This is a genomic window from Actinomycetaceae bacterium MB13-C1-2, assembly GCA_035621235.1.
In the GTDB taxonomy this organism is placed as follows: domain Bacteria; phylum Actinomycetota; class Actinomycetes; order Actinomycetales; family Actinomycetaceae; genus Scrofimicrobium.
In genome coordinates this window covers 565,138-589,892 of the sequence record CP141731.1, presented here as the reverse complement: position 1 = coordinate 589,892, position 24,755 = coordinate 565,138, and the positions used below count along the sequence as shown (strand labels likewise).

The following is a 24,755-nucleotide window of genomic DNA, read 5'->3' as shown; positions in this document are numbered from 1 at the left end:
GGAGAGAGGACTCCTAGCCGCGGGGGAGGTGGTCCGGTCCGGTTGCTCTGCAAATCTGACCGCCCCTACCCCTGCGCTTGGCTACTGGTCGCGGAGGCTATTGGTGAACAGTTCGCGGCGGAGCTTCGTCACGGCAGCCTCGGCGTCTGCAAGCGAGCGATGGTACCCGGCTGAGTATTGGCGCCCTTCATGTCGGACGTGACCGCGCCACTTACCTGTTGGCTTGTGCCAGTAGACGCCGCGAACGCCGCTAGAGGTGTTCTCGTTTGCGCCCGCGCGGTTCTCGATGTTCTCTTTGTTGGAGACGGCTTGTAGGTGCGCCGGGTTGACGCACGCGGGGTTGTGGCACATGTGATCGATAACGAAGCCTTCAGGGATTGGTCCCTTGAAGTGTTCGAAGGATGCTCTGTGCGCCTGCTGGCGCTTGCCGTTGAGATCGACTAGTCCGTAGCCGGCGTCGCTCTTTAGCCCGGTCCACTCCCAGCATCCATCACCTTTGATTGCATAGGCAGCGAGTTTGTTCTCGAAGCCACCACCGACGTTCAGTCGCAGCGGAGTTAGTGGCACGCCCCTGCGTGATTGTGCGTAGTGGCCGTGGCACCAGCCGCGTTTCCTCGCTGGCTTATCGCATGGGTCGAATTTACAGATAGACTGCATCGCAGCCCTCCGATCAACTAGAGCTTGATTCGTGGGTTAGGCCCGGATGAGTGTTGACGCACTCGTTCGGGCTGCTTCTATCTTACTAGATCCACCAGTCGGGGATTGGTTCCCCGAGGTCTTGTTTCGGTTGTCCGTTGCCGCGTTCGCGGTTGCATAGGCGGTGTGAGTGGCGGAAGTTTGCCGGGTCTTCTTGAAGCTCGGGGTATTGGCTTACGGGGTAGTAGTGGTCGAGTTCGTGGCTCTGGTCGGTGGTGCCGGGTTTCGCTTGGTAGTCGATGCGCTTCTTGCATATCCAACAGTCCGCTTGCGGGTCACCAACACTGTCGAGGGTGATGCCTTGCTGGTAGAACTCGGCTTTGAGTTGTTTGAAGTTCCGGGTGTTGGTTCGTTTCCCTGCCACGTTGATGCCTCCCGGTTACGCTTGGTTCATGTCGAGGTTGGTTAGTCGTCGTAAACGTTTTTGGATCCTGGTTGGCGGGGTATCGGCACTGACGTTGTTGGTCGCGTTGCTGTTTGGTTTGTTCCCCGAGTCGTCGCCTGTCCGGGATGCGCTGGTGACAATCTGGTTGTTGGCGCTCCCAGTCTGGTGTGTGTTCGTGTTCTTCTATTGGAAGGTGCCACCAAAGGATCAGAAAACCCCGAATGCGGGGCGATCGGTGCGCGAGGGGAAGCGGTTGCGGGAGACTCGGGACGTGAAGCTGACTGTGAAGGGGACCGGGCAGGATGACCTGTCAGCGTTGCCGAGCGATGTGCTTCTGCCGGTCAGGCTCCGACCAAACGGGAATCGAGTGTTTGTTCTGATCGAGGGTACGGTGATCGGGTACGTCCCGTCTTTTGAGATTACGGATACGCGTGGGAAGTTTGCGGTCGTGGTGTTGCCATCGCAGTTCCAGGTAGGCGAGTTGTATGCCTCGCTACGGTCGGTTGAGTAAGCCCCCTGTGTAAGCGAATAGCGCCGCCCCTTGCATGGGACTAGCGCTCTAGCGCAAGCGTAGCACTACTTGTTTGCCATGTCTGTTAACCATTTGGTCGTTGACCATGAGCGTGTCTTCCTCCATGCGGCGCAGGCGCTCCCGTGTCTCCCAGTTAGTCAGGGCAAACAGTAGGCCGACGCGGGCGATGGTCTCGTGGTTCATCAGTTACTCCCGTCGTGTAGGGCTAGTAGTTCGGCCATGTTGATCCTGGCGGGGTGTCCGTCTGAGGTGAGTTTTCCGGCGTCGATCCAGTTGTAGACGGTGCGCTTAGCTAGGGGTCTGCCCGTGTAGAGGGTGACGGCTTTGCACGCGTTGTCGATGGTGAGCCAGGAGGTTTTTAGTCGGTCGAGTTTGGCGAGGCGTTCTAGTTCGGTGAGGCGCGTGTCTACTTGGCGGGGTTCCGTTAGTGATTTGAGCCGCCGGATTTGGTGGTCCACTTCGGGGATCATGTCAGGTGACGGGTAGAAGTGAACCAAATCAGCGTGTTGGTAGATCTGTTGCACGGTGGCCCAGTCTCCGGGCACGAAGCTCGCGCCGGGGTACTGGTTTTGCAGGATGTCTGCCGCCCACAGTTCGATGATTGCTTGTGCTTCGGAGAGGACTGATAGTGCGTGCAGGTTCAGGGGTGGTTTACTTCCTGGCCTGGGCCGTCCACCTTCGGATGATCCTCGCGACGGTGTGAGTGCTTGTTGTCCTTGCTCCATGAGTCTGGCGATTCCAAGGCACGCGTTTTTGAAGTCGTCTGCGGCTTTCCTGCTGATGACGGCTTTATTGTCGGCGGGCGGGAGCGGTTCTCCCGTGATCGGGCAGATGCGTTGTTCGGGGTTCATGTGTTCGGGCATTTCTGGCACTCTCTCAGGTAGACTGCTGATTGAGTGAGTCGGTAGCTTCCTCTATCGTCCCCCAGGTGTCGGAGCCTGGGGGATTAGTGGTTTTTAGGGTTGTTTCTTGCAGTCGCATTGGCAGTGGTGGATGCCTTGCGGGGTGTGTGTGAGGCGGAGGCAGTCTTCGTGTTTTCCGAGTCTGCATGGGTAGCAAATCGAGTAATCAATCATCGGTTCTCCTGTCGCAGGTCTTGTTGTGGGCTTCGATTACGGCCTCCCCACGCAGTTGTTCGATTTCAGCCACCATCAGCGGCGCCAACTCCAAGACTCGGACGACCTCTAACGGCAACCATGCTTCAATCTGGGCTGCTGCGATCTGACGCTTGGCCGCGTCCAGGTCCAACTGCTTTTCTTCGCGTGTCATCGGTCGGTCTCCTTCGGGTCTGTGCTCCAGGTCGCGACGAACCGGGCATGGTTCATCGTTGTTTCGATTTTCAGGGTCGCGTGGTCTGGCATTCCGGCGCGGCGGAGCTGACCAAACATCGCTTCCATGTCGGTCACGCTGGGATTGTCGCGGTGGAGCACCAACGAATGGCTGATGACTGATCGGCGCTTGTTGATGGCGAGCTGCTCTTCGCGTTTCTCGGTGACCAGCAGGTCACGCTCTAGCTGCTCGACGCTCACTCCCCGCTCCTTTCTGCGATCCGGGCGGTTCCTTTCACGATTTCGGCAGCGTCTAGCATCCCGTTCCCCCACTCTTCGCCGGTCGAGACGAAGCCGTTGATTGCGGTCCCACCGTTGTGGGTACCTTCCTCGATCTCTCGTATCTCTTCCGCGATCTGTGCCCGGATGTGGGGTGCGGCGGCTTCGAGGGTCACCCGAGCACGGTCGCGCCAGTAGTCGTGCCAGTCCCCGTCCTGGTCGGGATATTGGGCTTCCCAGCGCCGAAGTTCGCGCGGATACCCTAGAGCTTCATCTTCGGCATAGAAAAGTTCTTCGGCAGCCGCTTCCACAGCGGCTTCCGGAATAGTACTCATCCTCGTATTTCTTTCCATGATTCGATGTTTGCTAGCGGGTAGTTCGCCCATTCGTCGGTGTAGACGGTGTCGTGGGTGGTGCGGATTCGGAGGACGCCGTCTTCGGTCCTGGTTCGGTATCCGTCTACGGTTTCGATGCGTCCCGATGTGAACCTGATTTCCCAACGCCTCACGATTCGCTCCTGTCGAGGATTCGCACGGTCGGGCATTCGCTGTAAGAGCCGTTGTAGCCGCAAGTGCAATTCGCTTCTTCTTCGGGATGGTCAATATCCCAGTCAGACCAATCCGGCTGGTGTAGCTCCCGGATAGCCGCGAACCGGGTGAGCGCGTCGGGCACCCATTCGCGGGCGGCAGCAATAAACGCGGCGTCGTGGGGTTCTATGATTCCGCCGTCTTCGTAGTCGTAGTTCCCCGCGATTGTGATCTTTTCGTCGTTGGCGTAGACATGATGGGCGTCGATCTGTTGGTGCCAGTGGCCTCCGTCCTGGTCGTGGCGGTGAAAACGGTACTCGTAATCTTCGGAGTCGTTGCACCGGCACTCGTTTCGTGAGTGAGTCGCATAGCTTAGGGGCCCTGGGATTGCCGTAGCCCATGGCCCTTCTGTGGCTTTGTCTGCGAGGTCCCGCATTTCCTGGTCAGTGATCATCGAGGCCACCCCCAGCAATGAACTCAAAAGCGATATCCATAATCTGTTCTGCGCTCTTATAGGTTTCGCCAAACCCAGGTAGCGGAAGCTCCGCAAGCTGCCTGCCTTTTTCGTAGACAACCGCGCAATACTCGTCGCGCATTGAGGGCTCGTCCAGGTAGAAGGGCCAGTCGATTTCGTAGGTGTGACCCTCCCACTCGACGGTGCCGATTGTCGCTTCACTGTCAGTGCTCACTGGTTTAGTCCTTTCCGGTATTCGTCTGCGAAGTTGAGAGTGTTGCGAGGTTCGCGACGCGCAGCTGTTCCCCGATTTCGAGGAGCGCCAAGACTTGGGCTTGCGCGATCATGTCGGCTTTTTCTTCACCGGTTTTCGTGAGCCAGTTTTCGCTTACGTCCCGGTCAGCTTCCTCCAAAATGCGTAACGCTTCGTCACGGTGAGTCATCGTTGTCGTCCTTCCACGATCCGGGCGGCTCGAATCAGGCCGATATTGATACCGATGCCCCGGTTGTAGGTGGCTGGGTCGTTGTGGATTTTCCCTGCGGCGTCCTCGTCGATGCGTGCTCGGATTAGTGTGGCGAGTTGGCGGCAGATTTCGGGGTTGTTGAGTGCTTCGTGGTGGGGTTTCAGCGCGTCGATTACTTGCCAGCATTTCCCGCAGGTTCCGTCCACGACTGGGTGGACAAGTTGGTCGGCGGGAGTATGGTCGCACTGCTGGGCGTCCTGTGTGGCCCGTGAATCACATGGTTGTGTTTTACCCTGCACGGACTTTAATCCGGCCTGTGCGCTCGTCCTAGGGGGCAAAGAATGACGATTTGAGGCATGTTTGCCTGTCTGCTCTGGTGTCGGATAGCCCAGTTCGGTTTCCAAGACCGCGATCTGCACGTACAAGTCACTAATCAGAGATTCGAGCCGCTCGTTCGTGGACTCCAAAGCCGCGAGGCCAATGTTCTGACCTTCGATGGTTGCGAGGTCCTGTAAATGCTCCCGGTTGAGCCTGGCAAGTTCGCGGCGCTGGTTCTGGATGGTCCTGCGTTTACCTTCGAGCTGTGCGTCTCGGCCTCGGATAGCGGATTCGTACATGCCTAGTTCGCGGGCGAGGGCTTTCAGGACTTCCCCCGTGTTTTTGTTGATTTCCACGGAAACCGTGGGATCATCGTCCTCTGGCGCGTCCAGATCGACGCCGCCGATCACATAATCACTCATGGTCATTTCCTCCTAGAAAGGTGGGTCGGCGTCGAAGTCTGGTGACGTGCCACCCCAAGGGTCGCTAGCGGGGGCGGCATAGGAGGCTTGCGGGGTGGACTGTTGCCCGGACTTCGGGATCACGCCGAGGAAGGTTGGGAAAATCAGTTCCAGGCTTTCACCGTTGCTGCCGTCCCTGGTCGTGTAGGTGCGGCGCATGAGCGTACCCTCGCAGGTCACTCGGGCGCCTTTGCGTAGCCCGAGTGTGTCGATCTGCTCGGCTTTCTTGTTCCAAAATGGGGCTTTCACCCACAGGTCAGCGCCGTCGTTGACCCATTGCTGAGAGTTTTTGTCCCAGTGGCCGGGCGTGCAAGCAATGCTGAGTTCGAGGACTTGTCCTTGCCCAGCGTTTTTCAGTTCGGGGTCTTGTCCGAGGTTCCCGGTGACAATGATCTTCGCGGACATTAGTTGTTCTCCTTGGGGCCGTATTTGTCGGTGAGTACTTTGCATCGCAGGCAGGACTCGGGATGCAAGGCTTGGTCGGCGTGCACGTGGTAGCGCACGTCCTGCTGTCGGCTCACACGATGCTTCGGCATCCGATCAGGGCCAGGACGAGGGGCAAGGGGGTTCATGCTGAGATTCCTTTCAGGGTTTCGGTTTGGGTTTTGCGTGCTTCTCTGACCTGCTCACGGTGCGATAGGGCGGGACGGTCGAGTTGGTCAATGAGTTCATCCATGGCATCGGCTAATGACACGATCCCGGAGCTGGCTGGTTCCCAGACTCGTTTGCAGACGATGGTCATTTCGTAGCCTTGGAGTTCAGCACGACGGAGCTTCCTCAGTAGGTCAGCGTCTGGACCACAGCCACGGTCATCGCCGCGTTCGATGAACTTGTCGAAGTAGTCATTGATCGAGTACGCCCATTCCTGAGCGACATGGTCAACCGTTGGTTCAGAATGGGGCTGCATCATCGGCCTGTTTCCTTCCTGATTCGAGATGGTGTGGGCGCTGTTCGAGAGCGCCGATAGTGGATTTCCCGCCGTTGCGTTGGATCGTGAACGAGCCGTGCGGTCCGTGCCGGTTCTTCGCGACACTGACCCGTAAGTTGAGCTCATCGAGACGCACTGAGCCGTCTTCTTCTTGTATCTCTGGCTGGCTCAGGAGGATCACCACGTCGGCGTCCTGCTCCAGGGAGCCGGACTCTTTGAGGTGCGTTAGGGATGGGTCGCTGCCAGCACCACCACGGTTCAGCTGAGACAGGGCGATTACCGGGCAGCCCATTTCCTTGGCGAGCTTCTTCAAGGCGCGACTGTAGGACGCCACGATTTCGTGTCGGGGCCGCTGATCCCGCCCGTCCGGTTCCATGAGTTGCAGGTAGTCCACGACTATGCCCATCAGCGGGCCTTTACGGGTCAGGCTGCGGGCGTGGGCGCGCACTGTGAGTGGGGTGGCGTTCGGGTCGTCCTGCACGGATATTGGCAGGTCCGCCAAGGCGGGGATGACGGCTTTTACCGCGTCGCGTTCCCAGTCGTACATGGCAGATTTCCCGTTCTTAGCGCCTTGTAGGTGACTGATCCACACTTCCCCGGCATGACTGATCGCCCGCTGGTTGATTTCGTGCTTATCCATCTCCAGCGTGTTCAAAGCGACGTAACCGTATTGCGCTAAGCCCAGGGCGGCTTGCACACCGAAGATCGTTTTTCCCGCCCCTGGGCGCGCGCCAACCACGTAGAGAGCGCCAGGACGCCACCCACCGATAATGTCGTTCAGGGAATCCCAGGGCGTGGGAATGACAGGGGTTTCCTCATCGAAGCGGGCCACGGTCTCGGCGATGCTGTCACCGATCATGGTTCCGGTCGCTCGGTCAGCAGCAACCTGGTCGATGAGTGCTCGCACGGTCTCCAATGTGGCGGGAGCGTCCGTTGCGCCTTCAGTGACTTGCTGTGCGCGCGTCAATGCCAGAGATAGCGCGTTCAGGTTCGCGGAGTTGATGAGTTGGCGGCACACGGTTTCCGCCTGCTCGGGGAACTGCGCGAACGTTGACGACTCGTACAGCCAGGAGGCATCAACCCCGCGCCTTTCGTTCACTGGTACTCGGCCCAAGTTTGCGGCAACAGTTTGGATACTTATCGCGTCCCCGGAAGCGTCCATTTGGGTGATGAGTCGCCACAGCGCCCCGCATTGCACGGACTGGAAATGCTCGGGCCTAACCGCCGCGAAATCGATGAGGGTCTTGTTGGGCCACACCATCGCAAGGCCAAGGACAGTGCGCTCAAGGTCGATGTCACTGTTCACCGTAGATCGCCTTCCACTGTGGGGAACCAACCTCGGGCGGTGCGGCCTCACGGCGAATCGTGGGGCGGGGCGAGGATGGAGTTAGCTCGTCACTCCAAGACTCAGCGCGAAGCCACGCTGCTGGACCTTTGATGTACTGGCGGTCCGTGTGAGCTACTGACCTTGCGTAAGCACCCACTCCTCGCACAAGTTCTTCTTGGCTTACTTTCTTCCTTGCCGACTTGAAAGCTTTGAGTGCATCACCCTTGCCAACCTTCTTCGGATAGAGCGAATACCATGCGTCAAAATCGCGAGTTAATATATGTGTCTCTGTCTCTGTCTCTGGTACGTTTTTGCTAAGCACTTTGCTAGACGAGCGCTTAGCACTGCGCTTAGCTTTTGCTAGGCCCCCGGCCTGACCTGCACGTTTAGCGTGTTCTTGACGTGCTTCGACCTGTGCTTTTGTGTCGTTATGACCCTCAAAATCGTGGATTTGATACCCGCCATCGACCTCCATCCAAAGGGGTTTTTCGTCATCACTTCCTACCAACTCTCTAGCAACCTCTAGCGACCACCTAGCAGACACGTAGCGACTTGCTAGGAACCCGTCAGTGAGGTGCTTTCGGGACCACAGAATCGACTCGACGTAGGCGCGGAAAGCCGCGTCAGATAGCGGCATCACCTTCGGGTGATCCGGCAAATCTAAGTCAATCTTCGCGAACAACGCGGCCACGGTTATTCCCCCTGTTTCCTGGTGGTAAGGGCTTGACTGATTTGCTTGTCAGTGAGGCCGTATTCGCGGCCCAGGTCAACGAACCGGGAGAGGTTCAAGGCGGCTTGACCGACCAGCCGTTGAGCGTCCTGAATGAACCGCACAGCCAACTTCTGTTGCGGGGTAAGCTCACCCATCAGCTTTCCTTTCTACGGGGGTGGTTTGGTTGGCCCCTTGCGTCTTACAGGGGCCAACCGGGGGTGTTTTTAGTTGCCGAGGTAGACGGGCACGTCTCTTGCGCCCTCACGTACCGCGTCGAGGATGCCGCTGAAAACGCGTTCAATCATCAAATCCGCGTTCATGAGTTTCACGGAGAGCTTCAGTTCGCGGTTGACGAGGCGGTAGCGGAACTTCGCGTCCAGCATGTAGGCACTAGATGACGTGAAGGGCTGGACGGTGATCTTGATTTGTTGGGGGATTTCCAGCTGTCCCGCGCGGCCCGCTTTGCCTTCGATGTCTTCCTTGTACACCAACTGGGTTTCGCCGTTGTCCAGGCGGATGCCTTTCTCTACGACTGTGCCGACTGTGGCGCGAATGGACTGGGCGATCTCTAGCATTTCAGCGGCGGAAGGGGAGGCCAGGTCATCGGCGTGGTCTTCCAGGAACTCAGCGAATTCTTCCTGGTCGTACCAGCGGTTATCGACGCGTTTCCAGTCTTGCCACCGCTCGGTTTCGGTGAAAGCGAGACGGAGATTTCTAAGGGATGGGCCGCTGGGTGCTGGGTCCAGTAGGGCGGTCACACTCATGGAGCGCCGATCACCGGCTTGCCTAGCCCAAATCTCTGCTGCCTGGTCCTGATTGTGGGAATGCAGGAACGCCAGGAAGCTATCCACGTCATCAAAGGTCTTGCTCAAGGCCCGGTAGTCGCGTGGCACGTCATTGAATTCGTCTAGGTCGATCACCTGGTAGTCGCCCTTAGCGTCAGGTGCCAGGTAGACGTTCTCGAAGTCGGTGGGGAAGGGCCTCAGTGATTCTCTGGCGAAGTTGATAATCGCCTGGTTCTCGTTGCTCATGCTCTCTTCCACGGGGTTACTCCTTGATCTCTCCGGTAGCGGGGTCCACGACGGTCACTTCACCGCCGAGGTTCACCACGGCAACAGGTTTCGTGTCGTCGAGGTCGTGGACATCCCATAAGGGTTTCTGGTTGGGGTCTTCGCGTAGCAGGTTCCCGGCCTCGTCCGCGAAAGCGATAGTCACGGGCCGGTCATACTCGGGAAGCTTGGTTCTGATCTTGTCGTCAATGACCAGTTGCCCGGTCTTCTTGATCTGAGAGACACGCACCGTGAGACTGATAGTGCCGGGCTTACCGGTAGCGACCACTCGCTTCGTCAGTTCGCGTAGCGCCTCGCTTAGTTCTTCATTGGTGGAGCCTCGTCCCTGACGGACCAACACCTCCACAAACTCCACATCCGGTTTTTCTTCACTCATTACTTTTCCTTCCCTTGTAGGTGGTTCCTGTTTCCGGTTAATAGGGCCACGAAATCGGCGAGCGTCATGGTCACCCACTGGTCTTCTGGTTGGCCTTTTCCGTGGCGTTTATGCACGGTCACCCCAGCGAGGGCATCATCATTACCGCGCTCTATTTCTGTTTCTGCCGCCCATCCGGCCAGGTTGATTCGTGTTGTGTCCTTGCATTCCAAGACGACGCGGCCCAGCATGTGTCGAACCCCCGAGATGTCGCCCCGGTCCTTGTTCCCGGTCTTCACGCGCCGGTCTATGCGGTCATCCACAGTCGCCGCCAGGTAGTCGGCTACCAGACGCTCGAATCGTGTCCCGGCCTGTTTAGCGCTAGCCCTACTACGACTCATGCCATCTCCTTTTTCCTGGCGCGGCATTGGCGTGCGCTTTCTTTGATGCGGTCAGTTCGGCAGGTGTCGCAGTATTGGCGTCCTCCCTGCGTCTGGCCCAGTGGGGTGCCGCAGTCCTGGCAGCGACGCCTTGGTGTGGGTCTCCCGGTCGCGATCCGCCACCGTTCCAGGGGCGTTTTCCCGCCATACACGCCGAACCTTGAGTTTTTGTCCGCTTTCCCTTCGGCTTTGAGTGCGGCCTGTAAGCAAAACGCTGCTACAGGGCATTCGGCACAAAACTTCTTTGCCTCACTGGTGCGGTCCCGATCAAAAAATGTTTCAGAATCCGCGCCCGCACATTTAGCCTTTAGTCGCCAATTCATTTCGCGCCACCTCCGCAGTTGAGGCAGAAGCCTTCCGCGTCCAAAAACGCGCTTGGGTGACCGCATTGGACGCAGTGCTTGCGTGTCACTGGATGCTGAACACCGCACCGCTCACAATCCACGTACCAGACACCCGTCGGGGAAGTACGCTCACTCACGCCGCATCACCTGCCTCAATCGTGGACGCGATCTCCCTCAGTACTTTCCGTGCTTTCGGAGTCAAATCCCGGTCGATGTAATACGCCTGCATGTCGCGGTCCTGCTCACTCATCGACTGCACGAAAGCTTGCGCGAAACCATTGAAAAAGTTGGCTTGGACATGACTGTCCGCCATCCCAATGTCGAAGCCGATAGGCTCAGCCATCCGATTAAGAGCATTGAAAACACTCATACGGGGTCACCGGCCTCCGCGTCTTCTACGATTTCGGCGTCGATGACTTCCTGACTGTCGTCCTCGGCTTGCGTGCGCGCTTGGTCCGCGAGCCTCTTATCTCGTTGCCCGCGCAAATGCTCGGCCATCGCTTCGGCAACTTCCACGGTGGGAGTGCCTTGCACATCTGGGTCTTGCCCGCAATGCTTCATGACGGCTCGTATCTGGTCGCGGCCCATGTGAAGTTCTTTCGCGTAGGCGTTGATCTCGTCAATTAGTTCCTGGGATGCCAGCGGAGTATCAGGGGTGTGTGGCTTCTGCTCGATCCTGGTGTGAGCCCGCCCGGAGGATGTGTCCGTGGCCTCTTCTGCCTGATCCATTTCGTCGGTCGTGTATAGGCCCGACAAGTCCAGGGGGAAGGCTTTGCGCAGGGCCAGAGCCTCCGCGCACTTACCGATCATCACGGAAGGCTTGGTTGCCCACATGCGCGTCAATTCGCCCTTACTGGTGGTGCCCGCATATTCACGGAACATAGCAACAGCCGGGAACTCCCCGTCCCCGCGTTTGACCATGACCTTCGCCGCTATCGGAGGCTTGTCGTAGGGCCAGAAGTCCAACCACTTGCCGTCCGGGGTAGCGAAATACGGTTGACTGATAGATAGGGCTTCACCGCTTTTATCAGCGGCTCTCCTAGCGATTAGGCGAAACCCGTCAATCCCGGTTTGAATGGTCTGCTTCGTGGTCCAACGCTCTTGCCGAGTTTCGGGGTCCCACACTTTTTGTCTACGCCCGATCATGTAAATTTGGCGGGCGAAAGGGTCCAGTCCGGTGCGTTGCACCTGGTGGAAGAAAACGGCAAGGTCGGCGTCAGAGGCATCTTGTACCCCTATCTGGGAAAGGACAGCGATCTGCTGTTCACTGAACTCGGTTTGCCCCTCGCTGACCGTTAGGTCTTTACTCATTTCTTTTCGTCTTTCTTTGCTCGGCGATTGGCTTCGCCGATCACCCAATAAATGCTTTTCGCTAGCTCGGTCGCATCGGCTTGAGACATGCGGGCCTCGCTATCCCAAGGGTTTTGAAGCCTCACGCAAATCTGGCCGTCCTCGTCCCACACGATGACCCCGCCGAATATTGCTGACGCGGCTCTCATAGCTCGTCCCACAACATTGCGGTTTCGTCCGCGAGCGCCTGCATTTCCACGGTTGATGGGTAAGGGTCCGCATCCCAGTCCAAGGGGTCGCCCTGGTGGTAGCGGTCCGGCCCATACGGATTCGACTCGGAATACTCATAAGCGGCATTCATGGCTTCACCGCCTGTAAGTAGTCGCGGGTGATTTGTGTGCGGGTGCCGCACAGGTGCGCGTATGCCTCTAAATCACCGGCAAGGCGGCGTCCTTCAGAGGCGGGAACAGTGCACACTTCTGCACCCTCAAAAGTGAGCACCAACTGTCCGTCGCGCATGTCCACTTGGGGGCGCGCATGCCAATCGCAAAACTCAGAGGCCCGCCCGTAAGAATCAGTGCCCATCGGATTACGGCACCCAATCGTCAGGCACTCGTCCGACGCGAAAGCCACAGCCACGCTCATTGCTTGCCCCTCGCTTTCAAAGCTCGGTGGCCCGCATACACGAGCAGACAAACAGCCGCCCACGCCGAGAGCACATTGATCAGAGAAAACATCAGCGGGCCTCCTCGTACTGTTTGATGAGTCGGTTGATTTTGGTCGCAACATCCCGCAGGGACGCGACGATGTATTTCGCGTCCAAATCCGGGTTAGCTGACACGTCCCACTGGCCGCTATCGTCGTGGCTGATACTGATAACCGGAGTGATCATGCTTCGACCTCCCAGCGGGCCACATGATCTTCCAAGCTCACGGTCACGCTCAGCGGCGAAATATTCACCCAAAGCGGTAAGCTCCTCGACGGTCACTATCCGTCTGGGCTGATCCCGCCCTATGAAGACCACATCCCCACCCGAATCGGACAGACGCACCACCATGCCATTACTAGCCGTAAACACCGGATTCTCTTTTTCTTCCTGCATCAGCCTGATAACCTTCCTAATAGGTATTTCCTGCCTCGCCCCGGACCACACATCCGGGGCTGTTTACTTAGTTGGTTTCTGTAGTTCGGGAATCTTGAGTTCGTCCCGAAAGTAATCGGCGGCATCGCAGATGCTCACTAGCACCCCAAGATCGATTCGCCCTGAAAGTTGAGCTGCCGCGTGGAGTGGCGTTTTATCGCTGACACCCCATCCGGCAAGTAGGCGCGACCACCAAAGCGGGAGTGCCACCTGCTCCAAGACCACATCGACGGGATCACGGAAAGTCTCGGTAATCCATTCCTCGACACTCATTGACTTCCACGACTCAACTTCGGCTTTCCGACGTGCGTTCTCTGCGGCGAGTTCATCCCGGCGTTCTTGTTGACGGCGCTTCGCTTTTGCCTCGTCATCCGCGCATTGCTGACAGTCCTGAACAGTCACCCCGTCACGCTTATAAATAATCGGCGCGCCGTGTCTGCATTCGAGTGGTCGACCAGCGCGGCGACTGTTCTCAGCGCGACTCACAATCTCCATGTGCGCGGTGTTCATGCACTTCTTGTTTTGACACAAGTGGTCAACGGTCATGTCAGCGGGGATCGGCCCGTTCGCTTGCTCCCACGCGACACGGTGAGCGAGCTTGGCTACACCCTCAAGGGAGAACACCCCATAGTTTTTGCTGTTGAATCCGCCTTCCCAAGGCCAACATTCGTCGTCGCCACGAACCAGTATTTTCGCGTTGAAATCATCGAGCACGCCAGGATCGGAAATCTTGCGTTTAGGCTTCTTGTATCCGCGAGCGCGACGATCCTGGTGATAGTGCGTGTCGCAGAAGCCTCTAGCTTTAACTCTGCGAGCGCATCCCGCGATCTGACATTCACGCATCTTGCATCGCGTCCTGCCATGCGAGTTCTTGGCGTGCGGTCACGTAGATACGGCCTGGGCCTTTGGAGCCCTTCTTCTTGACCCTTTTCACGGTCAGGTCTGGGTACGGGTCTCCTTGCCCTTTCATGCAGCGTTCAGCGGTGTCGCGACTGATCGAGTTACGTCTAGCGAACTCGTCCAGCGTCATCATCGAAATGTCGGAAGTGAGCATTAGGCTGCCGCCTTGAAGGTGTCGGGGCGCGCTTCGGCTAGCTGATCGACGTTCTTGCTGAAGGTGAGTGCGATTGAGGCTAGGAACAGCGCGGATGGTGCTTCTTTGCCGGTTTTGACGGCGGTGTATTCGTCTTCGGGGATTCCTGCGAGTCTTGCCATCGCTTCGTCGGTGGCGATGCCCCCGGATTGGCGGAGACTGTCGAGGATTCCTTCTTTCATTGCTAGATATGCCAAGGTGATTCTCCTTTGAGCGGGACCGATCAATGTGTCTGATATGGACAAGATTACCAAGATGGACATTAGAGTGCAAGCCAAAATAGAGATGTTGTCAAGAATGGACAAGTTAGGGTATGATTGAGTCATGAAAACACATAGCGAATGGTTCCTTGACACTGTGGGATCGGATACCACAGCCGCTGCAGCAAAGCGCGCTGACCTGGCACATAACAGCCTTGGCCGTCAGCTAGACAAGGATTCGATTCCTGCTGAATCGGTCATAAAGCTGGCGCGCGCATACCATGTGAACCCTGTACAGGCACTCGTTGACACTGGGTACATCGACGCTGAAGAGTCGCGCGGGCCTATCACGGTCATAAATTGGGATGAAGTCACCGACGCGCAACTACTCGAAGAGCTATTAGGACGCGCAAACCGAGGCTCCCAGATCATGCGGCAACCCCTCGACTCCGAGACAGTGGAAGAGATTGAGGTTCAGGCGGATGAGGATGGTCCGGCGAACCTCACCGCGCAGAACGTTCATGTCCTCGACTTCGGTAAGGGGCGAGTGATCGACGGGCGAGGGATGGCTGCGTTGCGCGACAAGGAAGGCCCACTCGACGGGCAAGGCGCAGATGACATCCCATAAATGTCGGACCGACTAGCTACCCTACGACCGTGGTGAGTAGCAAAGAGAACACCCTCCTAGACTTGCTCAGTCGGGAGGGTGTCACTGTCCTAGAAGCAGAGCTAGACGGAGCGTGGGGCTACTACGATCACGCCGCCAAGACCATCTACCTGCAATCAGGGATGACCAGCGGACACCGCTTAGCGACACTTGCTCACGAAACTCACCATTGCCAGCGCGGCGACCTAGGACCGCAGTCTCAGGTCATCGAGGACCGAATCAATGAGGAAGTCGCTCTGGCCCTTATTGACCCGGTTGACTATGCGTGGGCGGAGTCCCAGGTTGGCTACCACACGGGCGGACTAGCGGCCTTGCTTGATGTCCCCAAGTGGACGGTGCGAGCTTATCGGCGTGTGTTGGCGCGAAGGCTGGCGGCTTAGAATGGCCTAAGTAATGGCTAAAGTGGCCCGTCTCAAGGCGCGTTTTGTAGCTTGGTTTTCCGGCCATAGACACAGAAGAACCCTAGGGATTCCCTAGGGTTCTGGTTTATGGTGGTCTTGGTGGCTCCGACGGGCGTCGATCCCGTGACCTTTCGATTTTCAGTCGAACGCTCTACCAACTGAGCTACAGAGCCGAAAGGTCGACCCTTGAGCCGACCTGCGACCCCTACGGGACTCGAACCCGCGACCTCCGCCGTGACAGGGCGGCGCGCTAACCAACTGCGCTAAGGGGCCATAACATGACAGATCGAAATCCGCCCGGTCATTGACCTGCACCTAGATTGCCTTATCCAACGGTTATCTGCAAAATCTTTCGGCCTTTCAGCCGTGAGACTTTTCGCACCTAAACCTTTCGACCGAAATCGAAAGGCCATGGATGCCGCTATCTAGTTGTGCAGTACCCCCAACGGGATTCGAACCCGTGTCGCCGCCGTGAAAGGGCGGTGTCCTAGGCCTCTAGACGATGGGGGCCTACTTGCGGTTCTCTAGATTACCTAGTGCACTGCAAGACTCAGAAAGTGTATCTGTCCCCGTGAGTTGCAACAAACCAAACGGCCGCAAGTGCAACCAGTGCCACAGCTACACCTCCGTCTCCCGACCCGCCCTATCCACCAATCGGGGTTAGGAGCAGAATGGACGATAGCAAAAGGAGGAGGATCATGAGTCACCCCAAGACCGAAGATGAGTGGAAGGCCAAGCTCACTCCCTTCGAGTTTCAGGTCCTAAGAAACGCCGCGACCGAGCGCCCCGGCACCGGTGAACTGCTGGACGAGGAGCGCCCTGGAACCTACTACTGCAAAGGTTGCGGCCAGAAGCTATTTGACGCCGGGGCCAAGTTCGATGCCGGTTGCGGATGGCCCAGCTTCTTCCAGGCCTACCCCGGTGCGACGACCGAGACCACCGATTACGTGCTCGGTTACCCTCGTACCGAAATTCGTTGTTCGAGGTGTGGTTCACACCTCGGTCACGTTTTTCCTGATGCCCCCCAGACCCCGACCGGCATGCGCTATTGCATGAACTCCGTCGCGCTCACTTTTGAGCCAACGGATGAGGGCGACCCCGAACCAAGCGCCCGGTAGTGGCGTCCGAGTCTACAGCGGCGCGCCGCCGACTGCCGGTACCGGCGCTCTTCGTTTCCTCTGGCATCTTCACATACGTTGGTGCGGCTATCGCGGTGGGTCTTTTTGTCCTAATGCCGCCGACCGGCGTTGTTTGGTGGCGGATGGCGCTGGGTGCCGTTGTCCTCCTGCTCCTGTGGCGTCCGTGGAAGCAGGCATGGACTCCGAAAGCGGTACTGGTTGCTGTCGTTTTCGGTCTGGTGCTCGGAGCCATGAACGCCCTCTTTTACGAGGCGATCGCCCGCATGCCGATGGGGGCCGCCGTCTCAGTCGAGTTCATTGGACCAGTCATCGTCGCAGTTGTTCGTGGACGAGGGTGGACCCCTCGTATCGCCGCTGTGCTTGCCCTCGTCGGAATATTCATGATCGGCGGTTGGGGTGTTGATCTTTCCAACCCGACAGTTCGCACCGGCTTCTTCTTCATCCTTGGGGCGGCCGTTGCCTGGGCTTGTTACATCTCGCTGGGCTCGTATATTTCGAGGCGTAGACCAACCGGGCCGTCGCTGGCGCTTGGATTGAGCGCGGCTACCATCATCTATCTGCCGGTCTTCTTTGCAGACGCATTTCACGTGCATTTCACGGGGAACCTAGTCCTGATGCTGATAGGCGTTGGGGTCCTCTCCACCGCACTTCCATACTCGATTGATGCGATCGCTTTTGGGCGCATCAGCGACGCGACGTTTGCGCTACTGACTTCGCTACTACCGCTGACCTCCGTGATTGTCGGGGCGATAATGCTTCGTCAAATCCCCAATGCTTTTGAGATTTCTGGGATGATTCTGGTTTCTGTTGCCGTTTGGCTGGCCAATCGGGTCCCGAGGAGGCGAAGGTCAGCCAAGGGCGCGGTCACGGCCACAACACCGGAGTTGGTTGAACCGGTGAGCGGCGTGGTTTCGCCTGCTGACGTGGGAGAATCAGAGGTAATTGAAATCGGGAGACCTGAGAAGGAGAAGCTGTGAACCTTGCTTGGATGGTCGTTGTTGGTCTGGCTATCGGCTTGATGTCGAGCATGTTTGTTAGGGGAACCCGGCTTACAGGGCTGATTCAGACAACCCTTCTTGGCGTTGGTAGCTACGCTTTCGCTGACTTGGTCGGCCAGCAAATGGGAATGGATGTGCTGGCACGGTGGGTGTCTGCAATCGTTCTTTCACTAGTGCTTTTAGTCGCCTACATCCTGTTTGCGAACACGAGGTTCGAGCGCAAAGCCTTGAAGGCAGAATAGAGCCATGACTCAACCGCAACTTCCCCTGAACCACGACCATGCGTGCCTGGTTGTGCACGGCCCCGACACCCCGGGGATTGTCGCCGCCGTTTCCGCGATGATTACCCGCAACGGGGGCAATATTCTCTCCCTTGACCAGTTTGCGACGGACGAGGAGGAGCGGCCAATGTTCTTCCAGCGCATCGTCTTCCTGAAACCTCAGTTGGTCGCCAGTCAACCTGATCTTGAGGCGGACATTGCGAGGACGCTTGAGCCGTTTGGTCTCGACTGGTATCTGCGCGACATGGAGGTTCCTAAGCGCATGGCGATCCTAGCCAGTAAGCAAGATCATTGCTTGCTCGATCTGCTGTGGAGGTATCGCCGTAGCGAGTTGCCGGTGAGTATCCCAATGGTTATTTCGAACCACACGGATACGGCAGAGGACGTGCGTTCCCTCGGTATCCCGTTCTTCCATGTCCCCAGCCAGAAGGGGCCGGACAAGGCAAAGTCGGAGGCAGAGATTCTTGCGCTTCTAAAAGGCAACGTCGACTTCGTTGTCCTTGCGCGTTACATGCAGATTCTTTCAAGTGATTTTCTCAAGGAGCTGGGGGTTCCGGTGATCAACATCCACCACTCGTTCCTCCCCGCGTTTATCGGAGCTAACCCCTACAAGAAGGCGAAGGAGCGCGGCGTCAAGCTGATCGGCGCCACCTCGCACTACGTAACTGAGGATTTGGACGAGGGGCCGATCATCGAGCAGGACACCATCCGTGTCAGCCACAAGGATTCGATAGCCGAGTTGGCTCGTCGCGGCGCTGATGTTGAGCGTCAGGTACTGGCCCGCGCCGTCCTGTGGCACGCCGAGGACCGAGTCATTCGGAACGAGAACCAGACGATCGTCTTCTGACCGTCATGTTTGGCGACATCCTCGCCCACTCCGGTTTGCCAATCAGATAGGGCTGCAACACGCCGAAAATTCGGTCCGAAATATGCCCGTTGTGATTGGCAAACCAAGGAGCGTAGGTGCCTACCGCGCCCCGGTACTTGGGGTCAGCGTCGGACCCTATCCGAGTCTATGAACCGCCAGGGCTCGTGTTTGTTGGTTGCGTAGTCGATTCCGATTCGGGGAGTGGTACGAACGTTCACCGGGCTGGTTCTCTCGGTGATGAAGATTTGATCACCGGTTAGGTCCGTGCCGTAGTCGTCCCCGGTGATCGCAAATGCCTGGCACAGTTTGCCCGGTCCGTCCGCCAGAGGCTTCGGTCGCCCGCGAAGCTTGGCCATCGTCTTCTCACCCTGGATTGGAACCACGCCGCGAATGAGGACACCCTGGCCGATCCCCTCCGGCATTGTTACAACGTTCAGGTTCCAGTGCATCCCATAGATGAAATAGACGTAGGTGAATCCAGGCGGACCAAACATCACCTGGTTTCTTTTGGTCCTGCCGCGAGCAGTATGGGCGGCATCGTCGAACTCCCCAAGATAGCCTTCGGTCTCGATGATCTGCCCGACGAGGATTTCCCCGCCCAGTTCCTCCGGCAGCTTCCTGTGCAGGCGACAGCCGATCAGGTCGCGGGCAACCTCCAGCGTCTCCCTTTCATAGAAAGAGTGGGGAAGCACCAGCGAACCCTGGAACGAATCATTGGACATAGAAGTCAATCCTAGAAGAACCTGGCTTGTGCCCCTCGTATGGGGTGCTCGACTTGGTTTGATCGATTGCTCGCGGTAGGAAGGTCGAGTATTGGACCGTTCGTTCCCCCTAGATGGGGTGTCCGACTTGGTTTGATCGATTGCTTGCGGTAGGAAGGTCGAGTATTGGACCGTTCGCGCCCCTCAGATGGTGGGGTGCCTGGTGCGCATATTCTGGCTTGCGCCTCTCGTCCGGGGTGTCCGCGAGCGTGATCCGCGCTGGCCTTAGGTGTTCGTCGTAGTTCCCATTGGGAGGGGTGCCCGCGCGCGCGATCTGCGCTGCCGAACAAGAAATCGCTGAACGAGTGCAAAAACGGGGTGCCCGCGCGCGCGATCTGCGCTGGGCTGGTATAGGACGAGGGACAGGTAGTCGGTCGTAGGTAGCGGTGGGCATTTCTGCGGACTCGGTCGTGCGCTGGCTATGCTTTGGGCGGTTGCAAGATGGGTCTTCGCTATATCTTGGGCCGAGTGTTGGTACGGGTTTTGGGAGGCTGTTTTGACTCGGATTGTCCTAAACGGAGTCGGCAAGCTAGGGCAGGCTGTGATCACCGCAGCCAAAGATAAGCAGGACGGCGTTGTCATTGTCGCCGCAGTTGATCCCCATGCTGTAGACGACAAGGCGCGCCCCTTCTACAGAACTCTTGAGGACGTTCGCGAAGAGTTCGACGTGATCGTTGATGCTTCACGCGCGGAGGGGCTGGACTCGGTTCTGAACTATGCGATGAAGACTGACAAACCAGTTGTCATCGCTGCAACCGGTCACAACGATGCTCAGTTGGCGCTTCTTCAGGAAGCGGCGGAGACTATTCCCGTTTTCAAGTCTGCCAACCTCTCATTCGGAGTTAGTGTCTTGCGTAAGCTCACCGAAGACGCCGGCCGGATGCTCGGTCCCGTCGATGCCGAGATCATTGAGGCACATCACCGAATGAAGGTTGATGCTCCCTCGGGCACGGCCCTGACGTTGGCGGAGACGCTCCGAGACGCCACCGATCCAGATCGCCCGTTTGTGTACGGGCGAACCCCCGACGATGACCAGCCTCGTGGAGGCGAAATCGGCATCCATGCGGTCCGCGGCGGAACGGTGGTTGGGGAGCACTCGGTCCTCTTCCTTCTTGATGACGAGATTATCGAACTGCGCCATGTTGCCCAGTCACGCCAGGTGTTCGGAAACGGTGCGGTTCGGGCAGCCAAGTTTGTGGCCGGGAAAGCGCCGGGTCTCTACGGAATGGATGACCTACTCGAAACTGCGGGTGAGGAGAAGGACAACTGATGTCGATGGTGAATGAGAACTATGCGAAGGTTCCTTCCTCGTACCTATTCAGTGAAGTGGCGAAGCGGGTCGCTGCTTATCAGGCCGAACACCCTGACCAGAGACTGCTCCGCCTTGGGATCGGTGACGTGACGAGGCCGCTCCCGCAAGCCAGCGTTGAGGCACTGAAAGCCGCGGCGGATGAACAGCTAACCAGCGAGGGTTTCCGCGGCTACGGCCCAGAGCAGGGATACCCGTTCCTGCGCGAGGCGATTGCCGCAGGCGAATATGCCCAGGTCGGAGTTGAGATCAATCCCACCGACATCTTCGTTAGCGACGGGGCCAAGTCGGACTGCGGAAACATTCAGGAGCTCTTCGCCTCGAACGCGACCGTAGCGGTAGCGGACCCGGTTTACCCGGTCTACATCGACTCGAACGCACTGTCAGGGCGCCTTGGTGACTACATCGATGGTCGTTGGACGAACCTCACCTACCTGCCCTGCAATGAAGATAACGGTTACAAGCCGCCGTTGCCGCAGAGCCATGTTGACCTTATTTACCTCTGCTATCCGAACAACCCAACGGGTGCCACGCTGACCCGCGCTGAACTGAAGCGGTGGGTTGACTACGCTCGCGACAACGACTCGGTGATCCTCTACGATGCGGCGTATCGAGCCTTCATTACCGAGGATGATGTTCCCCGCAGCATCTATGAGATTGAGGGCGCGAAAGAGGTCGCAATCGAGTTTGGCTCGTTCTCCAAGACTGCCGGATTTACCGGGTTGCGTTGCTCGTGGACTGTCGTTCCAGAGGAACTGATGGTCGATGGTGTGGCTTTGAAGCCTATGTGGAACCGCCGCCAGGCGACCAAGTTCAACGGGGTGCCCTACGTTGTGCAGCGGGCTGCTGCTGCGATCTACACGCCCGAGGGGGTAGAGCAGACTCGCGAGTCCATCGAGTATTACCTGCGGAATGCCGAGCTGATTCGCTCCTCGTTGGAGGAGGGCGGAGTCTCAGTTTCTGGCGGTAGGAACGCTCCCTACGTGTGGTTCCGTTGCCCGGGCGGAATGGACTCGTGGGAGTTCTTCGACCTGCTACTGAATCGGACCCAGATTGTCGGAACTCCGGGTGTCGGATTTGGTCCCGCGGGTGAGGGATGCTTCCGCCTCACAGCGTTCGGAACTCATGAGGATACGGCGGAGGCGGTTGCTCGCCTCAGCGCTCTGCTACAGGAACTTGCGCGGTAGGCGGGCGTGGGAACTTCGACTCAGTCCAAAGTACCGTGCCGAAACGACTATCGGTTCCCGCCCGCCGAGGTGCTCGCGCCGACGGGAACCCATCATTACCTGAGTTGCGAAGTGCGAGAACTCCGGTTGGAGCCACTTTGATGCGTCCCTTGGCAATTATCCACTAACAAGACCACCCGTCCGGAGTTCATCTGGATCATCGAGACCACAAGATACAGACCAGGAGCGCTAATGCCTCGTCCCGCACCCTCACTCCAGAAGCTACGCGAGATAGCCGCAGAGATTCCCACGCCCTTCCATCTTTACGACGCAAAGGGGATTCGCGACAACGTTCGCGCTCTGCAAGAGGCGTTCTCGTGGAATCCGGGTTTCAAGGAGTACTTCGCGGTGAAAGCGACTCCAAACCCTGCGATCCTCCACCTCCTGAAGGATATGGGATGCGGAGTGGACTGCTCCTCGTACACCGAACTGCTATTGGCGGACGCGGTGGGATTCAAAGGGCACGAAATCATGTTTTCCTCGAACGTGACTCCGGCCGAGGAGTATCAGCTGGCCAGCGAACTGGGTGTCATCATCAACCTGGACGACATCAGCCACATTGAGTTCCTCGCCGAGAATGGCGGAATTCCAGAGGAAATTAGCCTGCGGTATAACCCGGGCGGTGACTTCAAGCTGGGGACGCGCGTGATGGGAGACCCAGGAGACGCGAAGTACGGGCTGACACCTGAACAAATGCCGGTCGCGATCAACCGGTTGAAGGAACTAGGGGTGAAGCGGTTCGGAATCCACTCGTTCCTCGCCTCAAACACCACGGACAACGAATACTATCCGGCACTGGCGAAGATCCTCTTCCAGTTGGTCGTCGACTTGAGCGAGGAGTGCGACGCGGAGTTCTTCCTGGTGAACCTTTCCGGTGGCATTGGAATCCCTTACGAACCAGGGAAAGCGGGACCGGACGTTGCCGTCATCGGGAAAATGGTTGAGAAGGCGTACAACGAGACCATCGTGGCGGCGGGGTTGCCTGAGCTTGCGGTGGTCACGGAACTTGGCCGCTACATCACAGGGCCGAACGGATGGCTGGTTGCGACAGCGATCCACGAGAAGAACATTCACAAGCACTACATCGGGTTGGATGCCAGTTCGGTGAACCTACTGCGCCCAGCGATGTATGGCGCCTACCACCACGTGACGGTTCCAGGGAAAGAGGACGCACCCCTCGACCACGTATATGACGTCACGGGGTCGCTGTGCGAGAACAACGACAAGCTGGCGATAGATCGGGCACTACCCGAGATTGAAATTGGGGATCTGGTCGTCGTCCACGACACCGGCGCGCACGGACACTCGATGGGGTACAACTACAACGGCAAGCTCCGTTCGGCGGAAGTACTGTTTGAAGAGGACGGATCTTTCCGGATGATCCGCCGCGCTGAGACGCCTCGTGACTACTTCGCGACGGTGGCAGGGTTTGAGGTGACCGACGACCTCGGTAAACCGGAGATCGATCCGCTCAGGAGTAAGAAGTGAGCGCGAGTTTGAGCGGAGGAGAAGAGATGAAGACCGTAAAGATTGCACTGCTAGGTGCGGGAACCGTTGGATCGCAGGTCTTCCGCCTGCTCCAGGAGCAGGACGCTGATCTGGATGCGCGTGCTGGTGCTGATCTGCAGGTCGCGTCAGTGGTTGTGCGGAATGTGGCTGCTGAGAGGGATGTTGCGATTCCCGCCGATCTCCTGACAACGGATGCCGATGACGCGATTGATGGCGCTGATCTGGTGATTGAGTTGATCGGTGGCATCAATCCGGCTCGCGAATACGTAATGCGTGCGCTCGAGCAGGGAAAGACCGTTGTTACAGGAAACAAGGCGTTGCTTGCCGCTCACGGCCCTGAGTTGAATCAGGCGGTGGCTGATCATGGCGGGAGCCTCTATTACGAGGCGGCTGTCGCCGGGGCAGTTCCGGTTGTTTATGGTCTGCGGGAGTCGCTCGCGGGCGACCGGATTACCGGGGTCTTCGGAATCGTCAACGGGACGACCAACTTTATCTTGGACTCGATGGCGAGTACGGGCGCCTCGTACGAGGATGCCCTAGCGGAAGCCCAGCGCCTCGGATTCGCGGAGGCCGACCCAACGGCCGATGTTGAGGGCTTGGATGCGGCGGCGAAGTGCGCGATCTTAGCGTCACTCGCTTTCCACACGCGGGTCAGCATCGACGACGTTTCGGTTGAGGGAATCACGAAGGTCACCGCTGATGACATCGCCGAGGCGGCTGCGGCAGGATACGTGATCAAGCTCCTGGCGATCGCTGAGCGCGCCGAAACTGGGGCCGGTGAAGAAGCAGTGTCGGTGCGGGTTCACCCGAGCCTGGTTCCGGTCGGTCACCCATTGGCGTCGGTGGCAGGCGCCTTCAATGCCATTGTCGTTGAGGGCGAGGCTGCGGGACGCCTGATGTTCTATGGGCAGGGTGCGGGTGGTGCTCCGACGGCCTCGGCGGTGTTATCGGACGTGGTGGCGGCGGCGCATCACATCGCTCACGGCGGCGGCGCTCCGCAGGAACTGGCTTATGCGAACCTCCCGATCCTCAGCGCCGATGAGGCAGAGACTCGCTACCAGATCAGGCTGGCGGTTGAGGATCGTGCGGGCGTGCTCTCTGAGGTTGCTCGGGTGTTCGCTGACAACGGGGTGTCGATCCAGACGGTGCAGCAGGGTGAGAGGGATGGTGAGTCAACCAACCTCCTAATAGCTACGCACCGCGCGACGGAGGGCGCGCTACGGAAGGTGGTTGCGACCCTCTCGGCATTGCCGGCGGTGGCCCGAGTGGATTCGACTCTGCGAATCGAGGGCTGAACAGATTTGACCGGGGG

General features: G+C 58.2%; 41 protein-coding genes and 3 tRNA genes. 12 read left to right on the top strand and 32 right to left on the bottom strand.

Annotation, left to right across the window (positions count from 1 at the left end; all coding sequences use genetic code 11):
- Positions 1–81: 81 nt before the first annotated feature.
- Positions 82–567 (bottom strand): HNH endonuclease signature motif containing protein, encoded by a 486-nt coding sequence (locus U6G28_02570; GenBank protein WRS30590.1) that lies wholly within the window; start codon positions 565–567, stop codon positions 82–84.
- A gap of 259 nt (positions 568–826) precedes the next feature.
- Between U6G28_02570 and U6G28_02565 the strand changes: the two genes are divergently transcribed.
- Both U6G28_02565 and U6G28_02560 read left to right on the top strand, forming a co-directional pair.
- Positions 827–1,105 (top strand): hypothetical protein, encoded by a 279-nt coding sequence (locus tag U6G28_02565; protein WRS30589.1) that lies wholly within the window; start codon positions 827–829, stop codon positions 1,103–1,105.
- Positions 1,089–1,592 carry a hypothetical protein gene (locus U6G28_02560; protein ID WRS30588.1) on the top strand — a complete coding sequence of 168 codons (504 nt, stop codon included), beginning with the start codon at positions 1,089–1,091 and terminating at the stop codon, positions 1,590–1,592. Before U6G28_02565 ends, U6G28_02560 begins: the two co-directional genes overlap by 17 nt.
- 48 nt (positions 1,593–1,640) lie before the next feature.
- On the opposite strand, the gene U6G28_02555 is transcribed toward U6G28_02560, so the two are convergent.
- From U6G28_02555 to U6G28_02425, 27 genes are all read right to left on the bottom strand, one after another.
- A complete protein-coding gene (locus tag U6G28_02555; protein ID WRS30587.1) occupies positions 1,641–1,796 on the bottom strand; it encodes a hypothetical protein in 156 nt (51 codons plus the stop codon).
- Positions 1,796–2,476 (bottom strand): hypothetical protein, encoded by a 681-nt coding sequence (locus tag U6G28_02550; protein ID WRS30586.1) that lies wholly within the window; start codon positions 2,474–2,476, stop codon positions 1,796–1,798. The genes U6G28_02555 and U6G28_02550 overlap by 1 nt, the downstream gene beginning before the upstream one ends.
- A 205-nt stretch (positions 2,477–2,681) precedes the next feature.
- The gene (locus U6G28_02545) at positions 2,682–2,882 is read right to left on the bottom strand and encodes a hypothetical protein (protein ID WRS30585.1); all 201 of its coding nucleotides are present in this window, start codon (positions 2,880–2,882) and stop codon (positions 2,682–2,684) included.
- The gene (locus U6G28_02540; protein ID WRS30584.1) at positions 2,879–3,142 is read right to left on the bottom strand and encodes a hypothetical protein; all 264 of its coding nucleotides are present in this window, start codon (positions 3,140–3,142) and stop codon (positions 2,879–2,881) included. The genes U6G28_02545 and U6G28_02540 overlap by 4 nt, the downstream gene beginning before the upstream one ends.
- Positions 3,139–3,495 carry a hypothetical protein gene (locus tag U6G28_02535; protein ID WRS30583.1) on the bottom strand — a complete coding sequence of 119 codons (357 nt, stop codon included), beginning with the start codon at positions 3,493–3,495 and terminating at the stop codon, positions 3,139–3,141. The genes U6G28_02540 and U6G28_02535 overlap by 4 nt, the downstream gene beginning before the upstream one ends.
- On the bottom strand, positions 3,492–3,668 hold the full coding sequence (locus U6G28_02530) for a hypothetical protein (GenBank protein WRS30582.1): 177 nt from the start codon (positions 3,666–3,668) through the stop codon (positions 3,492–3,494). The genes U6G28_02535 and U6G28_02530 overlap by 4 nt, the downstream gene beginning before the upstream one ends.
- Positions 3,665–4,141 carry a hypothetical protein gene (locus U6G28_02525; GenBank protein ID WRS30581.1) on the bottom strand — a complete coding sequence of 159 codons (477 nt, stop codon included), beginning with the start codon at positions 4,139–4,141 and terminating at the stop codon, positions 3,665–3,667. The genes U6G28_02530 and U6G28_02525 overlap by 4 nt, the downstream gene beginning before the upstream one ends.
- Positions 4,131–4,376 (bottom strand): hypothetical protein, encoded by a 246-nt coding sequence (locus U6G28_02520; protein ID WRS30580.1) that lies wholly within the window; start codon positions 4,374–4,376, stop codon positions 4,131–4,133. Before U6G28_02520 ends, U6G28_02525 begins: the two co-directional genes overlap by 11 nt.
- A 4-nt stretch (positions 4,377–4,380) precedes the next feature.
- A complete protein-coding gene (locus tag U6G28_02515) occupies positions 4,381–4,584 on the bottom strand; it encodes a hypothetical protein (GenBank protein ID WRS30579.1) in 204 nt (67 codons plus the stop codon).
- Complete coding sequence (locus U6G28_02510; GenBank protein ID WRS30578.1) at positions 4,581–5,345, bottom strand: hypothetical protein; 765 nt, start codon at positions 5,343–5,345, stop codon at positions 4,581–4,583. Before U6G28_02510 ends, U6G28_02515 begins: the two co-directional genes overlap by 4 nt.
- 12 nt (positions 5,346–5,357) lie before the next feature.
- Entirely contained in the window at positions 5,358–5,789 is a 432-nt protein-coding gene (locus tag U6G28_02505; protein WRS30577.1) for a single-stranded DNA-binding protein, read from the bottom strand.
- Between the two features lie 163 nt (positions 5,790–5,952).
- The gene (locus tag U6G28_02500) at positions 5,953–6,294 is read right to left on the bottom strand and encodes a hypothetical protein (GenBank protein ID WRS30576.1); all 342 of its coding nucleotides are present in this window, start codon (positions 6,292–6,294) and stop codon (positions 5,953–5,955) included.
- Positions 6,275–7,618 carry a DnaB-like helicase C-terminal domain-containing protein gene (locus U6G28_02495; GenBank protein ID WRS30575.1) on the bottom strand — a complete coding sequence of 448 codons (1,344 nt, stop codon included), beginning with the start codon at positions 7,616–7,618 and terminating at the stop codon, positions 6,275–6,277. The genes U6G28_02500 and U6G28_02495 overlap by 20 nt, the downstream gene beginning before the upstream one ends.
- Complete coding sequence (locus U6G28_02490) at positions 7,608–8,330, bottom strand: hypothetical protein (protein WRS30574.1); 723 nt, start codon at positions 8,328–8,330, stop codon at positions 7,608–7,610. Before U6G28_02490 ends, U6G28_02495 begins: the two co-directional genes overlap by 11 nt.
- 2 nt (positions 8,331–8,332) lie before the next feature.
- Positions 8,333–8,506 (bottom strand): hypothetical protein, encoded by a 174-nt coding sequence (locus U6G28_02485; GenBank protein WRS30573.1) that lies wholly within the window; start codon positions 8,504–8,506, stop codon positions 8,333–8,335.
- Between the two features lie 69 nt (positions 8,507–8,575).
- The gene (locus tag U6G28_02480) at positions 8,576–9,382 is read right to left on the bottom strand and encodes a DUF2303 family protein (protein ID WRS30572.1); all 807 of its coding nucleotides are present in this window, start codon (positions 9,380–9,382) and stop codon (positions 8,576–8,578) included.
- A gap of 16 nt (positions 9,383–9,398) precedes the next feature.
- Positions 9,399–9,797, bottom strand: coding sequence for a hypothetical protein (locus tag U6G28_02475; GenBank protein ID WRS30571.1), 399 nt, complete (start codon positions 9,795–9,797; stop codon positions 9,399–9,401).
- Positions 9,797–10,177 carry a hypothetical protein gene (locus tag U6G28_02470; protein WRS30570.1) on the bottom strand — a complete coding sequence of 127 codons (381 nt, stop codon included), beginning with the start codon at positions 10,175–10,177 and terminating at the stop codon, positions 9,797–9,799. The genes U6G28_02475 and U6G28_02470 overlap by 1 nt, the downstream gene beginning before the upstream one ends.
- 516 nt (positions 10,178–10,693) lie before the next feature.
- Complete coding sequence (locus U6G28_02465) at positions 10,694–10,930, bottom strand: hypothetical protein (protein WRS30569.1); 237 nt, start codon at positions 10,928–10,930, stop codon at positions 10,694–10,696.
- Positions 10,927–11,871: a phage recombination protein Bet gene (gene bet / locus U6G28_02460; protein ID WRS30568.1), complete on the bottom strand. Its 945-nt coding sequence runs from the start codon at positions 11,869–11,871 to the stop codon at positions 10,927–10,929. The genes U6G28_02465 and bet overlap by 4 nt, the downstream gene beginning before the upstream one ends.
- Positions 11,868–12,059: a hypothetical protein gene (locus U6G28_02455; GenBank protein WRS30567.1), complete on the bottom strand. Its 192-nt coding sequence runs from the start codon at positions 12,057–12,059 to the stop codon at positions 11,868–11,870. Before U6G28_02455 ends, bet begins: the two co-directional genes overlap by 4 nt.
- The gene (locus U6G28_02450) at positions 12,056–12,211 is read right to left on the bottom strand and encodes a hypothetical protein (protein ID WRS30566.1); all 156 of its coding nucleotides are present in this window, start codon (positions 12,209–12,211) and stop codon (positions 12,056–12,058) included. Before U6G28_02450 ends, U6G28_02455 begins: the two co-directional genes overlap by 4 nt.
- The gene (locus tag U6G28_02445; GenBank protein ID WRS30565.1) at positions 12,208–12,495 is read right to left on the bottom strand and encodes a hypothetical protein; all 288 of its coding nucleotides are present in this window, start codon (positions 12,493–12,495) and stop codon (positions 12,208–12,210) included. Before U6G28_02445 ends, U6G28_02450 begins: the two co-directional genes overlap by 4 nt.
- Before the next feature lie 91 nt (positions 12,496–12,586).
- Positions 12,587–12,952 carry a hypothetical protein gene (locus U6G28_02440; protein WRS30564.1) on the bottom strand — a complete coding sequence of 122 codons (366 nt, stop codon included), beginning with the start codon at positions 12,950–12,952 and terminating at the stop codon, positions 12,587–12,589.
- Between the two features lie 63 nt (positions 12,953–13,015).
- On the bottom strand, positions 13,016–13,834 hold the full coding sequence (locus U6G28_02435) for an HNH endonuclease signature motif containing protein (protein ID WRS30563.1): 819 nt from the start codon (positions 13,832–13,834) through the stop codon (positions 13,016–13,018).
- The gene (locus U6G28_02430; GenBank protein ID WRS30562.1) at positions 13,827–14,045 is read right to left on the bottom strand and encodes a hypothetical protein; all 219 of its coding nucleotides are present in this window, start codon (positions 14,043–14,045) and stop codon (positions 13,827–13,829) included. The genes U6G28_02435 and U6G28_02430 overlap by 8 nt, the downstream gene beginning before the upstream one ends.
- Positions 14,045–14,281, bottom strand: a complete 237-nt coding sequence (locus tag U6G28_02425; protein ID WRS30561.1) for a hypothetical protein — start codon at positions 14,279–14,281, stop codon at positions 14,045–14,047. The genes U6G28_02430 and U6G28_02425 overlap by 1 nt, the downstream gene beginning before the upstream one ends.
- A gap of 127 nt (positions 14,282–14,408) precedes the next feature.
- Here U6G28_02425 and U6G28_02420 point away from each other — a divergent pair, with 127 nt between their 5' ends.
- On the top strand, positions 14,409–14,912 hold the full coding sequence (locus U6G28_02420) for a hypothetical protein (protein ID WRS30560.1): 504 nt from the start codon (positions 14,409–14,411) through the stop codon (positions 14,910–14,912).
- A gap of 29 nt (positions 14,913–14,941) precedes the next feature.
- Positions 14,942–15,331, top strand: a complete 390-nt coding sequence (locus tag U6G28_02415; protein ID WRS30559.1) for a DUF6782 family putative metallopeptidase — start codon at positions 14,942–14,944, stop codon at positions 15,329–15,331.
- A gap of 118 nt (positions 15,332–15,449) precedes the next feature.
- Here U6G28_02415 and U6G28_02410 read toward each other — a convergent pair.
- The 3 genes from U6G28_02410 to U6G28_02400 form a co-directional block, all read right to left on the bottom strand.
- Positions 15,450–15,525: transfer RNA gene (locus tag U6G28_02410), tRNA-Phe, on the bottom strand.
- 26 nt (positions 15,526–15,551) lie between these two features.
- Positions 15,552–15,625 (bottom strand) — tRNA-Asp (locus U6G28_02405).
- A gap of 164 nt (positions 15,626–15,789) precedes the next feature.
- Positions 15,790–15,862: transfer RNA gene (locus tag U6G28_02400), tRNA-Glu, on the bottom strand.
- Positions 15,863–16,050: 188 nt separating this feature from the next.
- On the opposite strand from U6G28_02400, the gene msrB reads away from it, so the two are divergent.
- The 4 genes from msrB to purU are packed head-to-tail and all read left to right on the top strand — an operon-like array spanning position 16,051 to position 18,617.
- The gene (gene msrB / locus U6G28_02395) at positions 16,051–16,470 is read left to right on the top strand and encodes a peptide-methionine (R)-S-oxide reductase MsrB (GenBank protein ID WRS30558.1); all 420 of its coding nucleotides are present in this window, start codon (positions 16,051–16,053) and stop codon (positions 16,468–16,470) included.
- Entirely contained in the window at positions 16,470–17,468 is a 999-nt protein-coding gene (locus tag U6G28_02390; protein ID WRS30557.1) for an EamA family transporter, read from the top strand. The genes msrB and U6G28_02390 overlap by 1 nt, the downstream gene beginning before the upstream one ends.
- A complete protein-coding gene (locus U6G28_02385; protein WRS30556.1) occupies positions 17,465–17,731 on the top strand; it encodes a hypothetical protein in 267 nt (88 codons plus the stop codon). Before U6G28_02390 ends, U6G28_02385 begins: the two co-directional genes overlap by 4 nt.
- 4 nt (positions 17,732–17,735) lie before the next feature.
- On the top strand, positions 17,736–18,617 hold the full coding sequence (gene purU, locus U6G28_02380; GenBank protein WRS30555.1) for a formyltetrahydrofolate deformylase: 882 nt from the start codon (positions 17,736–17,738) through the stop codon (positions 18,615–18,617).
- Positions 18,618–18,760: 143 nt separating this feature from the next.
- Here the strand turns inward: purU and U6G28_02375 are convergent, their stop codons facing one another.
- A complete protein-coding gene (locus U6G28_02375; protein ID WRS30554.1) occupies positions 18,761–19,360 on the bottom strand; it encodes a DNA-3-methyladenine glycosylase in 600 nt (199 codons plus the stop codon).
- Between the two features lie 535 nt (positions 19,361–19,895).
- Here U6G28_02375 and dapB point away from each other — a divergent pair.
- The 4 genes from dapB (at position 19,896) to U6G28_02355 (ending at position 24,738) form a co-directional block, all read left to right on the top strand.
- Positions 19,896–20,669 (top strand): 4-hydroxy-tetrahydrodipicolinate reductase, encoded by a 774-nt coding sequence (gene dapB, locus U6G28_02370; protein WRS30553.1) that lies wholly within the window; start codon positions 19,896–19,898, stop codon positions 20,667–20,669.
- Positions 20,669–21,895, top strand: a complete 1,227-nt coding sequence (locus tag U6G28_02365; protein ID WRS30552.1) for an LL-diaminopimelate aminotransferase — start codon at positions 20,669–20,671, stop codon at positions 21,893–21,895. Before dapB ends, U6G28_02365 begins: the two co-directional genes overlap by 1 nt.
- A 231-nt stretch (positions 21,896–22,126) precedes the next feature.
- Positions 22,127–23,422: a diaminopimelate decarboxylase gene (locus U6G28_02360; GenBank protein WRS30551.1), complete on the top strand. Its 1,296-nt coding sequence runs from the start codon at positions 22,127–22,129 to the stop codon at positions 23,420–23,422.
- Between the two features lie 26 nt (positions 23,423–23,448).
- A complete protein-coding gene (locus U6G28_02355) occupies positions 23,449–24,738 on the top strand; it encodes a homoserine dehydrogenase (GenBank protein ID WRS30550.1) in 1,290 nt (429 codons plus the stop codon).
- Positions 24,739–24,755: the final 17 nt, after the last annotated feature.

Excerpts from the sequence above, each read along its gene's own strand:
- U6G28_02500 (WRS30576.1), bottom strand. The coding sequence starts at position 6,294 with ATGATGCAGCCCCATTCTGAACCAACGGTTGACCATGTCGCTCAGGAA.
- U6G28_02480 (WRS30572.1), bottom strand. The coding sequence starts at position 9,382 with ATGAGCAACGAGAACCAGGCGATTATCAACTTCGCCAGAGAATCACTG.
- U6G28_02445 (WRS30565.1), bottom strand. The coding sequence starts at position 12,495 with ATGAGCGTGGCTGTGGCTTTCGCGTCGGACGAGTGCCTGACGATTGGG.
- U6G28_02560 (WRS30588.1), top strand. The coding sequence starts at position 1,089 with ATGTCGAGGTTGGTTAGTCGTCGTAAACGTTTTTGGATCCTGGTTGGC.
- U6G28_02360 (WRS30551.1), top strand. The coding sequence starts at position 22,127 with ATGCCTCGTCCCGCACCCTCACTCCAGAAGCTACGCGAGATAGCCGCA.
- bet (WRS30568.1), bottom strand. The coding sequence starts at position 11,871 with ATGAGTAAAGACCTAACGGTCAGCGAGGGGCAAACCGAGTTCAGTGAA.
- U6G28_02355 (WRS30550.1), top strand. The coding sequence starts at position 23,449 with ATGAAGACCGTAAAGATTGCACTGCTAGGTGCGGGAACCGTTGGATCG.
- U6G28_02440 (WRS30564.1), bottom strand. The coding sequence starts at position 12,952 with ATGCAGGAAGAAAAAGAGAATCCGGTGTTTACGGCTAGTAATGGCATG.
- U6G28_02420 (WRS30560.1), top strand. The coding sequence starts at position 14,409 with ATGAAAACACATAGCGAATGGTTCCTTGACACTGTGGGATCGGATACC.
- msrB (WRS30558.1), top strand. The coding sequence starts at position 16,051 with ATGAGTCACCCCAAGACCGAAGATGAGTGGAAGGCCAAGCTCACTCCC.
- U6G28_02365 (WRS30552.1), top strand. The coding sequence starts at position 20,669 with ATGTCGATGGTGAATGAGAACTATGCGAAGGTTCCTTCCTCGTACCTA.
- U6G28_02510 (WRS30578.1), bottom strand. The coding sequence starts at position 5,345 with ATGAGTGATTATGTGATCGGCGGCGTCGATCTGGACGCGCCAGAGGAC.
- U6G28_02470 (WRS30570.1), bottom strand. The coding sequence starts at position 10,177 with ATGAGTCGTAGTAGGGCTAGCGCTAAACAGGCCGGGACACGATTCGAG.
- U6G28_02545 (WRS30585.1), bottom strand. The coding sequence starts at position 2,882 with ATGACACGCGAAGAAAAGCAGTTGGACCTGGACGCGGCCAAGCGTCAG.
- U6G28_02455 (WRS30567.1), bottom strand. The coding sequence starts at position 12,059 with ATGAGAGCCGCGTCAGCAATATTCGGCGGGGTCATCGTGTGGGACGAG.
- U6G28_02475 (WRS30571.1), bottom strand. The coding sequence starts at position 9,797 with ATGAGTGAAGAAAAACCGGATGTGGAGTTTGTGGAGGTGTTGGTCCGT.
- U6G28_02450 (WRS30566.1), bottom strand. The coding sequence starts at position 12,211 with ATGAATGCCGCTTATGAGTATTCCGAGTCGAATCCGTATGGGCCGGAC.
- U6G28_02515 (WRS30579.1), bottom strand. The coding sequence starts at position 4,584 with ATGACTCACCGTGACGAAGCGTTACGCATTTTGGAGGAAGCTGACCGG.
- U6G28_02505 (WRS30577.1), bottom strand. The coding sequence starts at position 5,789 with ATGTCCGCGAAGATCATTGTCACCGGGAACCTCGGACAAGACCCCGAA.
- U6G28_02375 (WRS30554.1), bottom strand. The coding sequence starts at position 19,360 with ATGTCCAATGATTCGTTCCAGGGTTCGCTGGTGCTTCCCCACTCTTTC.
- U6G28_02535 (WRS30583.1), bottom strand. The coding sequence starts at position 3,495 with ATGAGTACTATTCCGGAAGCCGCTGTGGAAGCGGCTGCCGAAGAACTT.
- U6G28_02435 (WRS30563.1), bottom strand. The coding sequence starts at position 13,834 with ATGCGTGAATGTCAGATCGCGGGATGCGCTCGCAGAGTTAAAGCTAGA.
- purU (WRS30555.1), top strand. The coding sequence starts at position 17,736 with ATGACTCAACCGCAACTTCCCCTGAACCACGACCATGCGTGCCTGGTT.
- U6G28_02430 (WRS30562.1), bottom strand. The coding sequence starts at position 14,045 with ATGCTCACTTCCGACATTTCGATGATGACGCTGGACGAGTTCGCTAGA.
- U6G28_02550 (WRS30586.1), bottom strand. The coding sequence starts at position 2,476 with ATGCCCGAACACATGAACCCCGAACAACGCATCTGCCCGATCACGGGA.
- U6G28_02555 (WRS30587.1), bottom strand. The coding sequence starts at position 1,796 with ATGAACCACGAGACCATCGCCCGCGTCGGCCTACTGTTTGCCCTGACT.
- U6G28_02485 (WRS30573.1), bottom strand. The coding sequence starts at position 8,506 with ATGGGTGAGCTTACCCCGCAACAGAAGTTGGCTGTGCGGTTCATTCAG.
- U6G28_02465 (WRS30569.1), bottom strand. The coding sequence starts at position 10,930 with ATGAGTGTTTTCAATGCTCTTAATCGGATGGCTGAGCCTATCGGCTTC.
- U6G28_02525 (WRS30581.1), bottom strand. The coding sequence starts at position 4,141 with ATGATCACTGACCAGGAAATGCGGGACCTCGCAGACAAAGCCACAGAA.